Source organism: Nocardioides soli (assembly GCF_014191495.1).
Classification (GTDB): domain Bacteria; phylum Actinomycetota; class Actinomycetes; order Propionibacteriales; family Nocardioidaceae; genus Nocardioides; species Nocardioides soli.
The window spans coordinates 1,022,778-1,037,028 of the sequence record NZ_JACHWR010000002.1 but is presented as its reverse complement, the minus strand read 5'-3'; the positions used below and the strand labels follow the sequence as shown (position 1 = coordinate 1,037,028).

14 protein-coding genes are annotated in these 14,251 nt (G+C 71.9%); 6 read left to right on the top strand and 8 right to left on the bottom strand.

What is annotated here, in order from left to right; genetic code table 11:
• The first annotated feature begins 79 nt into the window (after positions 1–79).
• Together FHU40_RS27735 and FHU40_RS15395 are read left to right on the top strand one after the other, a co-directional pair.
• Positions 80–1,015, top strand: a complete 936-nt coding sequence (locus FHU40_RS27735) for a sensor histidine kinase (RefSeq protein ID WP_252274674.1) — start codon at positions 80–82, stop codon at positions 1,013–1,015.
• Positions 1,012–1,689 (top strand): response regulator, encoded by a 678-nt coding sequence (locus tag FHU40_RS15395; RefSeq protein ID WP_183593164.1) that lies wholly within the window; start codon positions 1,012–1,014, stop codon positions 1,687–1,689. Before FHU40_RS27735 ends, FHU40_RS15395 begins: the two co-directional genes overlap by 4 nt.
• A 4-nt stretch (positions 1,690–1,693) precedes the next feature.
• On the opposite strand, the gene FHU40_RS15390 is transcribed toward FHU40_RS15395, so the two are convergent.
• Positions 1,694–2,437 carry an SDR family oxidoreductase gene (locus FHU40_RS15390; protein ID WP_183593163.1) on the bottom strand — a complete coding sequence of 248 codons (744 nt, stop codon included), beginning with the start codon at positions 2,435–2,437 and terminating at the stop codon, positions 1,694–1,696.
• Between the two features lie 227 nt (positions 2,438–2,664).
• On the opposite strand from FHU40_RS15390, the gene FHU40_RS15385 reads away from it, so the two are divergent.
• Positions 2,665–2,841 carry a hypothetical protein gene (locus FHU40_RS15385; RefSeq protein ID WP_183593162.1) on the top strand — a complete coding sequence of 59 codons (177 nt, stop codon included), beginning with the start codon at positions 2,665–2,667 and terminating at the stop codon, positions 2,839–2,841.
• Here the strand turns inward: FHU40_RS15385 and FHU40_RS15380 are convergent.
• Positions 2,834–3,334 carry a deaminase gene (locus FHU40_RS15380; RefSeq protein WP_183593161.1) on the bottom strand — a complete coding sequence of 167 codons (501 nt, stop codon included), beginning with the start codon at positions 3,332–3,334 and terminating at the stop codon, positions 2,834–2,836. The two genes, FHU40_RS15385 and FHU40_RS15380, sit on opposite strands and share 8 nt — an antisense overlap.
• Before the next feature lie 321 nt (positions 3,335–3,655).
• Between FHU40_RS15380 and FHU40_RS15375 the strand changes: the two genes are divergently transcribed.
• Both FHU40_RS15375 and FHU40_RS15370 read left to right on the top strand, forming a co-directional pair.
• Positions 3,656–4,024 (top strand): VOC family protein, encoded by a 369-nt coding sequence (locus FHU40_RS15375; RefSeq protein ID WP_183593160.1) that lies wholly within the window; start codon positions 3,656–3,658, stop codon positions 4,022–4,024.
• A 193-nt stretch (positions 4,025–4,217) separates the two neighbouring features.
• Positions 4,218–4,895 carry a TIGR00266 family protein gene (locus FHU40_RS15370; protein WP_183593159.1) on the top strand — a complete coding sequence of 226 codons (678 nt, stop codon included), beginning with the start codon at positions 4,218–4,220 and terminating at the stop codon, positions 4,893–4,895.
• 21 nt (positions 4,896–4,916) lie between these two features.
• Here FHU40_RS15370 and FHU40_RS15365 read toward each other — a convergent pair whose 3' ends face one another.
• The 6 genes from FHU40_RS15365 to FHU40_RS15340 form a co-directional block, all read right to left on the bottom strand.
• Positions 4,917–5,594 carry an SDR family oxidoreductase gene (locus tag FHU40_RS15365; protein WP_183593158.1) on the bottom strand — a complete coding sequence of 226 codons (678 nt, stop codon included), beginning with the start codon at positions 5,592–5,594 and terminating at the stop codon, positions 4,917–4,919.
• A 9-nt stretch (positions 5,595–5,603) separates the two neighbouring features.
• On the bottom strand, positions 5,604–6,281 hold the full coding sequence (locus FHU40_RS15360; RefSeq protein WP_183593157.1) for a hypothetical protein: 678 nt from the start codon (positions 6,279–6,281) through the stop codon (positions 5,604–5,606).
• A 268-nt stretch (positions 6,282–6,549) separates the two neighbouring features.
• Positions 6,550–8,532: a hydantoinase B/oxoprolinase family protein gene (locus tag FHU40_RS15355; protein WP_183593156.1), complete on the bottom strand. Its 1,983-nt coding sequence runs from the start codon at positions 8,530–8,532 to the stop codon at positions 6,550–6,552.
• A complete protein-coding gene (locus FHU40_RS15350) occupies positions 8,532–10,619 on the bottom strand; it encodes a hydantoinase/oxoprolinase family protein (RefSeq protein ID WP_183593155.1) in 2,088 nt (695 codons plus the stop codon). The genes FHU40_RS15355 and FHU40_RS15350 overlap by 1 nt, the downstream gene beginning before the upstream one ends.
• 49 nt (positions 10,620–10,668) lie before the next feature.
• Positions 10,669–11,901 (bottom strand): amidohydrolase family protein, encoded by a 1,233-nt coding sequence (locus FHU40_RS15345; RefSeq protein WP_183593154.1) that lies wholly within the window; start codon positions 11,899–11,901, stop codon positions 10,669–10,671.
• A gap of 104 nt (positions 11,902–12,005) precedes the next feature.
• A complete protein-coding gene (locus FHU40_RS15340; RefSeq protein ID WP_183593827.1) occupies positions 12,006–12,671 on the bottom strand; it encodes a lysophospholipid acyltransferase family protein in 666 nt (221 codons plus the stop codon).
• Positions 12,672–13,590: 919 nt separating this feature from the next.
• Between FHU40_RS15340 and FHU40_RS15335 the strand changes: the two genes are divergently transcribed.
• Positions 13,591–14,247, top strand: coding sequence for a hypothetical protein (locus FHU40_RS15335; protein ID WP_183593153.1), 657 nt, complete (start codon positions 13,591–13,593; stop codon positions 14,245–14,247).
• Positions 14,248–14,251 lie beyond the last annotated feature (4 nt).

Sequence of the window (14,251 nt, the reverse complement as noted above, 5' to 3'; positions counted from 1 at the left end):
GGTGCCCCGGCCGGTGCACAGGCCGGCGGACGCCACCACGACGCGCGCTCCCGTTGCCGGCACATGCGAGGCTGACGGTGTGCGGTTGTACTGGAGGGTGCTGGTCATCAACGGTGCCGTGCTGACCGCGGCCACGCTGGCGCTGGTGGTCGCCCCGGTCAGCGTCTCCCGGCATCCGGTGGTCTCCGAGGCGGCGGTCCTCGGGTTCGGCCTGTTCCTGATGGTGGTCACCAACGCGCTGCTGCTGCGGTCGAGCCTGGCGCCGCTGGACCGGGTGGTGCGCGAGATGGCGAGCGTCGACCCGCAGCGGCCCGGCCGGCGCCTGAAGCCGCCGGACTCCGGACCCGGTCGCGACCTCGTGCTCGGCTTCAACGCGATGGTCGACCGGCTCGAGGAGGAGCGCTCGATGAGCAACGCCAAGCAGCTCGCGGCGCAGGAGGCCGAGCGGCACCGGATCGCCCGGGAGCTCCACGACGACATCGGCCAGCAGCTGACGGTGGTGCTGCTCGGTCTCAAGCAGGCCGAGCAGCGGGCGCCCGCCGAGCTCGCCGACGAGCTCGCGGCGCTGCGCGAGAGCACCCGCGACGGGCTCGACGACGTACGCCGGGTCGCGCGCCAGCTGCGTCCGGGCGTGCTCGACGACCTCGGCCTGGCCAGCGCCCTGGCCTCGCTCACCCACGACTTCGCCGAGCACAGCAGCGCATCCGTGCGCCGGGTCGTGGCCCCCGGCCTGCCGCCGCTCTCCTCCGACACCGAGCTGGTGGTCTACCGGGTGGCGCAGGAGGCGCTGACCAACGCCGCCCGGCATGCCGGGGCGAGCGCGGTCGAGCTCTCGCTGACCAAGGTCGGCGACCGCGTCGTCCTGGAGGTCGCCGACGACGGCCGCGGCTTCGACGTACGCCGCGACGGTGCAGGTCTGCGAGGCATGCGGGAACGGGCCCGTCTGGCCGCCGGTGACCTCACGGTCACCAGCTCACCGGTCGGCACGACCGTGCGGCTCGAGGTGCCGGCATGAGAGCCGCCACGAGCCCCGCGCCGGCCCGGATCCTGCTCGCGGACGACCACGCGCTGGTCCGGCGCGGCGTCCGCCTGATCCTCGACCAGGAGCCGGACCTCACCGTGGTCGCCGAGGCCAGCGACGGCGCCGAGGCCGTCGACCGGGTGCGCGACACCGAGATCGACCTGGTGATCCTCGACATCGCGATGCCCCGGATGACCGGCCTGCAGGCGGCGCGCGAGATCGGGCGGCGTACGGCGCGCGGAGAGCCGCCGAAGGTGCTGATGCTGTCGATGCACGACAACGAGCAGTACTTCTTCGAGTCGCTCAAGGCCGGGGCGTGCGGCTACGTGCTCAAGTCGGTCGCCGACGAGGACCTCGTCAGCGCGTGCCGGGCCGCGCTGCGCGGCGAGGCGTTCGTCTACCCCGGGGCGATGGGCGCGCTGGTGCGCGACTATCTGGACCGGATGCGCCGCGGCGAGCGCGTCCCCGAGACGGTGCTGACCGAGCGCGAGGACCAGGTGCTCAAGCTGATCGCCGAGGGCAGCTCGTCACGGGAGATCGCCCGCGCGCTGACGATCAGCATCAAGACCGTCGAACGGCACCGCGCCAACATCCTGGCCAAGCTCGGCATGCGCGACCGCACCCAGCTGACCCGCTACGCGATCCGGGCCGGCCTGATCGAGCCGTGACGGGTCAGCGCCCGCCGGCCACCCGCAGCGTGGTGCCGGTGACGTACGACGCCTCGTCGCTCATCAGCCAGCCGACGGCATCCGCGACCTCGCTCGGCTCCCCCACCCGGCCGAGTGGCACCCGTGGCCCGACCCGGTCGGTCCGGCCCGGATCGCCGGCGTCGGCGTGGATCGTGGTGCGCACGATGCCGGGCGCGACACCGACGACCCGGACGCCGTCGGCCGCCACCTCCTGGGCGAGGCCGTGGGTCAGCGCGTCGACGCCGGCCTTCGCCGCGGCGTACTGGACGTACTCCCCCGGCGCGCCCAGCGTCGCCGCGCCCGAGCTGATGTTGACCAGCACCCCGCCGGGGCCGCCGTACGACGTGCCGAGCGCCCGCGCCGCGGCCCGGGCGACGAGCAGCGCGGCGGTGAGGTTGAGGTCGATGGTGGCCGCGACGATCCCGGGCGGGGTCTCGGCGAGGGGGCCGATGTGCAGCGTCGCGCCGGCGTTGTTGACCACGCCGGTGAGGTGACCGTGCTCCGCGGCGGCGGCGAACAGCCGGTCGACGCCGTCGGGGTCGGTGAGGTCGGCGCGCACCACCGCGCAGCGGGCCCCGGCGTCCTCGGCGGCGAGCCGGGCCTCCTCCGCCGCGCGGTCGTCGCGCGCGTAGCCGAGCACCAGGTCGTGGCCGTCGGCGGCCAGCCGCAGCGCGATCGCGGCGCCGATGCCGCGAGTGCCGCCGGTGACCAGCGTCAGGCGGCTCATGACCGGGGCTCGAGGGGTCGGCGCGGCATGGGCCGAGTCTGCCAGGGTGGCGCTCCCGCGGGTCACGGTCGTCAACCAAGCCCGCTTTATTGGGCCAACGGGTGGCGAAGTCGCGGGAAATCCCCCAAGATCGGGTATACGCGTGACTTGTTCTGCAGATCCGGGTTGGCCACGACGATGGGTCGCGCATGAGCGTCCTTACCCACCGTGCCTCCGAAACCTCCGAGATGACCACCAGCACCGAGCAGATCGTCACCGTGCATGCTGGGGCCGATGTGGCCCTGCGGCTTGCGCTCCTCGACGCGATCGACCAGACCCTCCGCGACCACGGCGTACGCCGGGTCTGGATCGACCCCGACTCCTACCACGACCTCGTGGTCCTGGCCGAGATCGAGGTCAGCTGACGGCGCCCGGGTCCGCCACGCCGTGCAGCCGGGCGTGCAGGGCGCGCACCTCGGCCTCGAGCTCCGCCGCGGGACCGTCGACGGTCAGCCCCGGCGCCACTTCCTGCACGGCCAGCGGCCGCACCGGGCCGGGTGCCACGCCCCACTCCGTCAGCCAGCCGACCAGCTGCTCGGTCGAGGCGGCGTAGACGATCCGGCCGAGACCGACCCACGCGTGCGCGGCCGAGCACATCGGGCAGTGCTCACCCGAGGTGTAGACGGTGCAGGCCGCGCGCTCGTCCATCGGCAGGTGCTCCCCCGCCCAGCGGGCGATGTCGAACTCGGGATGCCGGGTCTGGTCACCGTCCTTGACCCGGTTGCGGTCGGCGTAGAGCACCTCGCCGGCGCCCGAGACCAGGATCGAGCCGAACGGCTCGTCCCCGTCGTCGAGCGCCTCGCGGGCCAGGTCGACGCAGCTGCGGAGGTGGAGGAGGTCGGTGTCGGAGAGCGTCACCCGGCCAGTCTCGCACCGGACGACGTCTCCGGAGGGGACGGTCTCGGAGGGCACGGTCCGGTGGGGACGGTCTCGGAGGGGACGGTCCGGTGGGGTCGGCCGCGCGGCGGTGAGCCAGCAACCGTCTCACCACCGCGGACGGTTGCCTGCTCACCGCCGCCCGCGACCACCGAGCCACGACCACCGAGCCGCGACCACCGAGCCGCGACCACCGAGCCGCGACCGGCGTCGTCCGCGGCTCGCGTTCGCAGCGGTCAGGTTCTGACCTGATTCCGCGGTTGACTCGGAGCCAGGACATTCCACCGGACACAGGAGAGTGCCATGGACTTCAGGATCGAGCTCGTCCCGATCGCGGTCACCGACGTCGACCGCGCGATCGCGTTCTACGGAGAACGGGTCGGCTGGACGGTCGACCACGACCAGCGCGTCAGCCCGGACCTGCGGTTCGTGCAGGTGACGCCCCCGGGCTCGGCCTGCTCGTTCTGCTTCGGCGTCGGGCTGGAGATGCTGCCCGAGGGCTCGTCGCAGTTCATCCAGGTCGTCGTGGACGACGCCGACGCCGCCCTCGCCCACCTACGCGAGCGGGGGGTCGAGTGCGAGGGCGTCGACGAACAGCCATGGGGCCGGTTCGTCTACTTCGCCGACCCCGACGGCAACCGCTGGGCGCTGCAGCAGATCGTGCGCACGTGACCGACCGGGATGGTCCGTCACGGAATGGCTGCCCCACGGCGGCCAGGACCACCAGAACGTGACGGACTATCCCGTCGGCGGCCGGCACGGAGAGGCACGGGTGGGACGCCGCGACTCCACCTCACGGCCACTACGCTCGCCGTACCCACCCGAGCTCGGGACCTGATCACTCGGGTCGTCACCAGGAGAGTCGATGCAGACCGAGATCATGTACGGCCCGGCGTACGCCGCCGCCAAGCTCACCCTCACCGCCGGCGAGACGGTCCGCGCCGAGGCGGGCGCGATGCTCGCGATGTCGCCGGCGGTCGCGATGGAGACCTCGACGCAGGGCGGCGTCCTGAAGGGCCTGCGTCGGTCGATCCTCGGCGGCGAGTCGTTCTTCATGAACACGTTCACCGCCCAGGCCGAGGGCGCCGAGCTGTGGCTGGCCCCCGCACTCGCCGGCGACATCGTGGCGTGGCCGCTGAACGGCACGCTGTTCGTCCAGTCCGGGTCCTACCTCGCGTCGTCGGCGGGCGTCGAGGTCGACTCCAACTGGGGTGGGGCGAAGACGTTCTTCTCGCGCGAGGGCCTGTTCATGCTGCGGGTGAGCGGCCAGGGCGACGTGGTGCTCTCGAGCTACGGCGCGATCCACGCGATCGACCTGCAGCCGGGTCAGACCTACACCGTCGACACCGGCCACATGGTGGCGTGGACCGAGGGCGTCAACTACTCCGTGCGCAAGGTCGGCAGCTGGAAGTCGACGTTCTTCTCCGGCGAGGGCCTGGTCTGCGACCTGACCGGGCCGGGGCGGATCTACCTCCAGACCCGCAGCCAGGACGCCTTCCTCGGCTGGCTGATCCCGAAGCTGCCGCAGAGCAACAACAACTGAGCCGCGGCCACCCGGCCTTCCTCAGGGCCGGCCGAGCAGCGCACGGAGCGGCAGCGTGCCGACCGGCAGCCCGTGCCGGTCGTAGTAGCCGAACATCGCGGTCAGCCACGGATGCGTGCCCGGGTCCGCGACCCGCTCGGCCGTCAGCCCGGCCTCCGCGGCGAGTTGGCGCGTCGTGACCTGCCGGCTCGCGAGCTCGTACGTCGCGCCCTCGTGCCCGCCCTCCAGCAGCACCGTCGCGGCCGCGGCGCCCAGGTCGGCCAGGTCGAGCAGGCCGAAGGGCGCGTCCACGTCGTACGGCACGGAGACCGACGGCCCCGCCAGGTCGAGGTTCTGGACGTAGGCGCCGGGCTGCAGGATCGTCCACGCGAGGCCGGAGCGCCGGACCAGGTCCTCCGACGCGGCCTTGCCGAGGTGGTGCGGCATCTCGGGCACGTACGGCGAGGCGACCGAGTGGTAGACGACCCGGGCCACGCCGGCGGCCGACATCGCGGCCAGCGCCTCCCCGACGTAGGCGGGCTCGTCGGGGTGCAGGTTCGGGGCGATCAGGTACGCCGCGCCGCAGCCCGCGAGCGCACCGGGCAGGTCCGGCCAGGCGTCGCGTCCGAGCGGCACCGCCTCCGCGCCCCGGTCGGCGAGCGCCGCGGCGACCGCCCTCCCCGTCTTCCCGTGTCCGCCCAGGACGGCGATCCGCATCATGGGCCCAACCTACGGGCGCGGCGTGGGCTCCTCCTCGTCGAAGCGCGGGTCGGCCAGGAAGTACTGCGCCATCAGGCCCGGCTTCTTCTTCGGCTCCGGCGCCGGCTCGGGCACCATCCGCCCCTCGAGCGTGTCCCAGAAGCGGTCGGCGGCGTACATCACCTTGCGGGCGACGTTCCCGAGCAGGCCGGTGTGGGGCGTGTAGGGATGCGGCCTGCTCGGGGCGGCCAGCTCCGCGGCGTACAGGCGCTGGGCCAGTACGTCGAGCTCGGAATCGTCGAGGCTCTCGGTGATCTGGTTGCCGAGCACCGCCTCGTGGCGCTGGTGGTCGGTCATCGCCAGGTCGACCCCGTCCCAGACCTCGGGCCAGGAGAACGAGATCTCGTAGACCGAGCCGTACTCGTGCGCCTTCACGTGCGCCAGCACGACCTCGAGCTCCTTGGTCGAGCGGAGGTAGTCGTGGACCAGCGCTCCGCCGTCGGGCACCCTGCGCCGGGCCGGCCGGAGCAGCACGGCATCGACGGCGTGCAGGTGCTTGCTGGTGCTGGACAGGAACGCGTCGATGCGGGCGTACCCGTCCCGGGGCCGGTCGGGTGGGGCCTCCATCTCGCGGGCGTCCGCGAGGCGGTCGGAGAGCCGGCCCTGGGTGTGCTGGATCGAGTTGCGGAGGACATCGGTCGTGCCCATCGGCCTCACCTTCTTCGGGACGCCGTACTCCCATGGTGCGCCTGCCCCGGACCGGTCACAAGGCCGGACATGAAGATAGCCAGTGACGATGTGGCTGTCCCCACCAGCTGGGAACGACCACATCGTCACTGGCTATCGGTCACTGGCTATCCCGCAGGACCGCGGACGGGCCGGACCGGGATAGCCAGCGACGTGATGGCTGTTCCCATCGCCGGGGAACGACCACATCGTCACTGGCTACCCCGCCAGACCGACCTCGGGCCGGGGGTCAGACCAGGTCCACCTCGGCGTACGCCGCACCCGCGGCGAGCTGGGCGTAGCCCGGGCCACGGTCGAAGAACGCCTCGCTCGGCTCCGGCCGGCTCGCGCGCTCCGCGACGGTCGCCGCCTCGTCGTACGCCAGGGTGTCGTCGTCGAGCGTGCCGGTGAGCACCACGCCGTAGTCGGCGAGAGCGGCCTCGGCGGAGACCTTGCGCCACACGACGTCGCGGACGACGAGCGCCGGGTCGCGCTCGAGGGGGTTGCCCCACCCGCCACCGCCGGTGGTGCGGATCCGGATCACCTCGCCGGCCTTGACCGCCTCGGCGTCGGCGAGCGCGTCGATCTCGCGCTCGTTCGGGCCGTCCGGGTCGATCGTCACCTGGAACGGCTTGCCGGCGTGGCCGCCCTTGACGCCCCAGCAGGCCAGGATCGACCGGTCGGCGATCGACATGAAGTGGCCGTCCTTGAGCATCCGGATGTGCTTCTCGTAGCCCAGGCCGCCACGGAACTTGCCCGCTCCCCCGCTGTCGACCGCGAGCGTCAGCGCCTCGACCCGGAACGGGAAGCGCGCCTCGGTGAACTCGGTCGGCAGGTTGCGGGAGTCCGGCACGACGTGGATGGTGTCCTCGCCGTCGGCGTAGTAGCGGCCACCGGAGCCGCCACCGAGCACCTCGCGCATCAGGTAGGACCGGCCCTCGAGGTCCTCGCCGTAGACGCCCGTGTAGCGGATCGTCTCCTGGTCGGCGGGCATGTTGCCGTCGACGGCCTTCGCCACGACGCCGGCGAGCACGCCGAGCAGCCTCAGGATCACGAACGTGCGGGCGTTGGTCGGCGCGGGGAAGACCGGCGTCAGCAGCGTGCCCGGCGGCGGGAACCGCATCTCGATGAGCGGCACGATGCCCTCGTTGACGTCGAGCTCGGCCATCCGCTCGGGGGTGTCGGCGAGGTTGCGCAGGATCGGCGCGAGCCACTTCTTGAGGAAGACGCCGTCGCTGTAGTCGCCGCAGTGGTTGATCGGACCCTTCGCCTGCGGCGAGGTGCCGCCGAAGTCGAGGATCAGCCGCTCGCCCTCGGGGTCGTCGGCCGGCGTGCGGGTCAGCGTGATCCGCTGGGTGTGCAGCTGCGGCTCGTCGACGCCGTCGTGCTCGGCGTAGTCCTCCCAGACCCAGGTGCCGACCGGGATCTTGCCGAGGATCTCGCGCCGATAGGTCTCGGTGGTACGGCTGATGATCGCGTCGAAGCAGGACTCGACGGTCTCCACGCCGTACCGGTCGAAGAGCTCGCCGAGCCGGCGCGCACCCATCAGGCAGGCCGAGCACTCGGCGTCGAGGTCGGCGGCCAGCGACTCGGGCATCCGGGAGTTGCGGGTCATGATCGACAGCGCGGAGCGGTTGGGCCGGCCGGCCTCCCACAGCTTGATCGGGGGGACCATCAGGCCCTCCTCGAAGACGCTGGTGGCGTTGGAGGGCATCGAGCCCGGCACCGCGCCGCCGATGTCGTCGTGGTGGCCGAAGGCCTGCACGAAGGCGACGACCTTGCGGTCGCCCTCCGGGCCGGCGAAGACCGGCACGGTGACGCACAGGTCTGGCAGGTGCCCGATGCCGCCCTCGGACTGGTAGACGTCGTTGTGGAAGAAGACGTCCCCCTCCTGCATCTCCTCGAGCGGGAAGTCCCGGGCGACCGGGTGCACGAGCGCGGAGTAGGACCGGCCGGTGAGCTTGCGCAGCAGCCGGTCGTGGATGCCCGCGCGGAAGTCGTGCGCGTCGCGGATCATCGGGCTGCGGCTGGTGCGGCCGATCGCGGTCTCGACCTCCATCTCGACGCTCGCCAGGGAGCCCTGGACGATCTCGACGAGGACGGGGTCGGCGCTCGCGCCGGCGTCCGCGGTGAGGTGGGTGAACGGGAACTGCGTGGGTGCGCGGCGGCTCTCACCCTCGCTCGCCGTCGCGGCGGCGCCGGTCGTGACGACGCCCGTCGAGCTGGTGCACATCAGTTGGTCTCCTTGGAGTCGATGCGGGTCACGATGATGTTCAGGAACTCGTCGACGCGCGCGGTGAAGCCCGGGTGGATCGGCACGGTCGAGCCGAACTCCTCGATGATCGCCGGGCCGTCGAAGACGGTGCCCGGGGCGAGGTCGGGGCGCCAGAGCACGGGCGTGTCGACGTACCCCTGCTCGGCGTCGAAGCAGACGCTCCGACGGCTCTTCTCGGCGGGCAGGCTGCCGTCGCCGAACGCGTGCCTCTGGATCTCGGGACGCTGGATCGGGCCGATGCCGGAGACCCGGAGGTTCACCCACTCGACCTGCTGGGAGTCGTCGCCGGAGAAGTCGTAGCCGTAGAGCACCTTGTGCTCGGCGTGGAAGCGGTTCGCCACCTCCTCGAGGACGGCGGCGTCGATCGGGCCGTCGGGGACGGGCACGCGGACCTCGAAGGCCTGACCGAAGTAGCGCAGGTCGGCGGTGCGGGCGAACTGGTGCTCGTCCTCGGTGAAGCCCTCCTTCGACAGCGCGACCGTGGCCTGCTCGGTGAGCGCGTCGTAGATGCGGGCGACCGCGGCCGAGTCGAGCCGCTCGGCCAGCGCGACGTGGGTCTGCACGTAGTCGTTCTTGACGTCGACGGTGAGCAGGCCGAACGCCGAGACGTTGCCGGGGTTCGGCGGCACCAGCACGGCCGGGAGGCCGAGCACGTCGACGAGGCGGCAGAGCAGCAGCGAGCCGGAGCCGCCGAACGTCGTGAGCGTGAAGTCACGGACGTCGAGCCCACGCTTGACCGTGACCTGGCGCAGCGCGTTGGCCTGGTTCCACGCGGAGATCTCGAGGATGCCGGTGGCGCACGCCTCCGGGCTCAGACCGAGCTGCTTCGCGAGCGCCTCGATGCCGTTGCGAGCGGCGTCGACGTCGAGCGGGATCTCGCCACCGAGCAGGTGGGGAGGGATCCGGCCGAGGTAGACGTGGGCGTCGGTGATGGTGACCTCGGTGCCGCCCTTGGCGTAGCACAGCGGCCCCGGGTCGGCACCCGCCGACTGCGGGCCCACCTTCAGGGTGCCCTCGGGCGAGAGCCAAGCGATCGAGCCGCCGCCGGCGCCGACGGTGACGACGTCGATCATCGGGATCTTCGACGGGAACGCGCCGACCGTGCCCTCGGTGGTCAGCGTCGGCTCGCCGTCGATCACGACGCTCACGTCGGTCGAGGTGCCGCCGCCGTCGGAGGTCAGCACCTTGTCGAAGCCCGCCACCTTGGCGATCAGCGCCGCGCCGAGCGCGCCCGCGGCCGGGCCGGAGAGCACGGTCGTGATCGGCTGGTGCACGACCTCGTCGGCCGAGAGCACGCCGCCGTTCGACTTCATCACGTAGAAGGGGACGGTGCGGTCGTCGTACTCGGTGAGCCGCGTCTTGATGTTGTTGACGTACGCCGAGAGGCGCGGCTTGACGGCGGCGTCGACCAGCGTGGTCATCGCGCGCTCGTACTCGCGGTACTCGCGCAGCACCTCGCTCGACAGCGACACCACCGCGTCGGGGTGCTCCTCGAGGAGCACGGCACGCATCCGCTCCTCGTGCACCGGGTTGGCGTAGGCGTGCAGGAAGCAGACGCCGAGGGTGTTGATGCCCTGGGTCTTGAACCAGCGGGCGACGGTGCGCGCGCCGTCCTCGTCGAAGGGGCGCACCTCCTCGCCGTTCACGTCGAGGCGACCCTCGACGCCCTTGACGTACTCGCGGGAGACAATGCGGTCGGGCTTGACCCAGAAGTAGGAGTTGCCGTAGCCGTCGGGCACGGACTGGCGGGCGATCTCGAGCATCGCCTCGTAGCCGGTGTTCGTGATGAAGCCGAGGCGGTCGACCTTGCCCTCGAGGAGCTGGTTGGTCGCGACCGTGGTGCCGTGGCTGACGGCGTCGATGTCCGCACCGCCCGCGCCGAGCAGGCCGAGGACCTTGTCGATGCCGGACAGGAAGCCGTCGGCCGGGTTGCTCGGCGTCGACGGGGTCTTGGTGGTGACGAGCTCTCCCGAGTCCTCGTCGAAGGCGACGACGTCGGTGAACGTGCCGCCGGTGTCGATGCCGATCCGGATACGCCGGCTCATGCGGTGGCCCCTTCCAGGTGGTCCATGTGGGTGTCTCTAGGTGGTGGGTCTAGGTGGTCAGGTGGTACGTCGTGCTGCTCGTCGAGGTCGCGACCAGCCGACCCGAGGCGACGACGTACGCCGGCGCCTCGTGATGGCCGACGACCTCGCGGAGGGTCGGGTGGTGGTGGACGACCAGGTCGGCGTTGCCGCCCTCCTCCAGCCGGTGGCCGGTCACGCCGAGGACGTCGGCCGCGGTGGTCGTGACGGCGTCGTAGACGAGGTCGATGCCCGCGCTGTCGACCGCCTCGAGGGCGTGCGCGGCGAGGAACGCGATCTCGACCATGTTGTGCCGGCCGAACGGGTAGTAGGCGTCCTCGATGTCGTCCTGGCCGAGCGCGACCGGCACGCCCATCGCGGTGAGCTCGCGCACCGGCAGGTGCAGCGGACCGGTGTGCGGGTCGCTGACGAAGCCGAGGCCGGCGCGCTTCACCAGTCCGGCGAGCCGCTCGAGGCTCGGGCGGGCGTAGAGGCCGACGGCGCGGGCGTGGTTGGCGACGCCGCGGCCCTCGAGGCCGTGCTCGAGCATCGCCTCGGCGAGCATCTCGGTGGTGCGCAGCCCGGCGTCGCCGGCGTCGTCGACGAGCATCGCCACCCGGCGGCCGTGGGCGGCGGCCAGCGCGCACATGCGGCGTACGTGCTCGCGCGCCTCGGCGTCGGTGTGCTCGATCCACGGGATGCCGCCGACGACGTCGGCCCCGAGGTCGACGGCCTCGCGCACCAGGTCCTCGGCGCCCGGGTCGCAGAGCAGCCCGTCCTGCGGGAAGGCCACGACCTGGAGGTCGACCACGCCGCGGAACTCCTCGCGCAGCGCGAGCAGCGGGATCACTCCCTCGAGGCGCGCCTTGGTGTCCACGTCGGCGAAGGCGAGCACGTGGCGTACGCCGTACCGGACCGCCTGGAGCACCGCGCGGCGAGCGTTGGGCTCGATCCAGCTGCGGTCGTAGTCGGCCTTGACGGCCGAGGCCAGCTCGATGGAGTGCAGGGCGGAGCCCATGTCGCCGGAGGTGTACGCCGTGAGCGCGGCGTCGCCGATGCGGTCGAGCGTGTGCACCTTGTCGAGGTGCATGTGGCCGTTGGCGAAGCTCTCGGTGACGAGCCCACCGGCGGCGTCGATCTCCTCGCCGCCGGTCAGGGTCTCCTGGGTGACGGTCGCGATCCGGCCGCCGTCGATGCCGATCTGCCAGCGGCCCTCACGGCCGCGGAGCGTCGCGTCCGCGACGACGATCTGGTAGCTGGGCACGTCGTCGATTCAACCCGCACGGTGAGCCGTGGGCCACGGCAGAGGTTGCCGACGAAGCCGCACTTCTCCGGCAATCTCTGCCAGGCGCTGGGCCGAGCACGTGGTCAGGCGTCCGGGGCGCGATCGTTGTAGACGCCCGCCTCCTCCTGCCCGGTGAGCGCCTGGATGGCGCGCATGATCTCGTCGGTGAGCTCGCGGCGGGCCTTGCCGAGCGGCAGCCCGTCGTAGCGGCCGGCCACGTCGATCGGCGTACCGAAGCTGACCGCCACCGGCACCACCCGCGGTAGCCGGGTGTCGATGGGCTGGAGGCGCTCGGTGCCGGCCAGCCCCACCGGCACGACGGGCACGCCCGCGGTCAGCGCGAGGTGGGCGACGCCGGTGCGGCCCCGGTAGAGGCGGCCGTCGCGGGACCGGGTGCCCTCGGGGTAGATGCCGAACGCCTCCCCCCGGCCGAGCACGTCGAGGGCCGTGTCGAGGCTGGCGATCGCGGCCCGCGAGTCGTCGCGGTCGACCGGGATCAGGCCCATCCCCTCGAACCACGCCCTCTGGAGGCGGCCCTTGAGACCGGTGCCGGTGAAGTAGTCGGACTTGGCGAGGAAGACGACCTTGCGCGGCGCGACGATCGGGATCACCAGGCTGTCGGCGAAGCTCAGGTGGTTGCTCGCCAGGATGACCGGTCCCGTCCTCGGGACGTTCTCCAGGCCGGTCACCGTCGGTCGCCAGATCAGCCTGGCGACCGGCGGCACGACCGTGTGCAGGACCGTGTACATCACCACGGGCACAGTCTTCCGGTTACCGGCGAGTCAGCCGACACGTGGTCGCGGAGCGAGCGGCGCCGCACGCCGGCCCACCCCGGTCCGGACACGGTCCCGACATAGGTGAAGGGCCCTTGGAAGTATGAGTTCCAAGGGCCCTTCGGATTGACCGGTACGGCGACGCTCCCGGTCGACCGCTCCTCGACTCCGGCCCCGGCGGGCGTCGTCACCTCGCCGCCGCGGGGCTTCCCCGGCACGCCGGTTCCGCTCCGTCCGGACCCTCGTCTCCGAGCTGTCCCGCCTTCCCTTGCGGGAGGACGTGGCAGAAGTTCTATGCCCTGGATCACACCCGGCGCAAGGGCTTTCGCGAACATTCTCGTGGTTCCACCGGAAATCACCGACTCGTCCACAGAATGGGTCTTCGTTTTCCACAGAAAGTGCTCAGATCCCCACAGCTGAGCGGGATTGAGAAGGAACGCAGGAGTCTCGGAAATAGGTGAAGGGCCCTTGCGAGTATGAGTCGCAAGGGCCCTTCGGGTTGACCGGTACCGGTGACGCTTCCGGTCGACACGCTCGTCGGCTCCGGTCCCGGCGGCCTCGTCACCCAGCCGCCGCGGTGCTCCTCCAGCACGCTGGTGGACCACCGTCTGGACCCTCGTCTCCGAGTTGTCCCGCTCCCCGTTGCCGGAGTGCGTGGGAGAAGTTCTATGCCCTGGATCACACCCCGCGCAAGGGCTTCCGCGAACATTCTCCTGGTTCCACCGAAACTGCCTCGTCGCCCACAGATGAGGCCCCGTGATCCACATCCTGCGGCCGAGTTCCCACAGGTTATCCACCGCCCCTGTGGAGAATTCGGAGCGCGGTCGAGACCGCGTCGACGGTGAGGTCCGGAGTTTCCGCCGGGTCCGGCGCCGACCACCGCTACCCTCCCGTCGTGACGTCAGCAGAGGACAGGTCATCGCGGCTTCGCCTCGCCACCCGGGTCGGCGCGCCGGTGGTCGCGACCCTCGGGGTGGCGGCCTCGGTGGTGACCGTCTACAGCCCCAGCCGGACGTGGCTGGAGGAGGGATGGTTCCTCGGCTGGCTGGCGGCCACCGTGCTCGGCGCGGCGGCGTACGTGCTCTGGAGGGCCCCGCACGTGTCGGCCCGGGCCGAGAACGACGTCCTACGCGCGCGCTTCGACGACCTGCGGGCTCGGGTGTCCGATGCGTCATCGCCGACGGCGACCCCCCAGGAGGTCACCCTCACGCTCACGGCGCTCCACAGCGACGACCGGACCGGGGCGATCCAGGCCACGGTGTCCAATCCGTCGCGCTGCGAGATCGACGATCTGGTGGTCACGAGCCTGCACCCGGACGTGCGCGTCACCGACGTGACCCCGACGGTCCTGCAGCCCCTGCAGTTCCCGTTCGGCGTCGACGCCGAGGGCGAGCCGTACGAGCGGACCGACGCCGAGCCACGGATCGACATGGCGATCGTCGACATCGAGTGCGACGGCGACCTTCCCCGCGAGTGGGAGGTGCTGCTGTCGTACTCGGTACGCCGGTCCGCCACCCACACGCACCTGGTCCACACCTCGGCACGGGTGTAGCCGC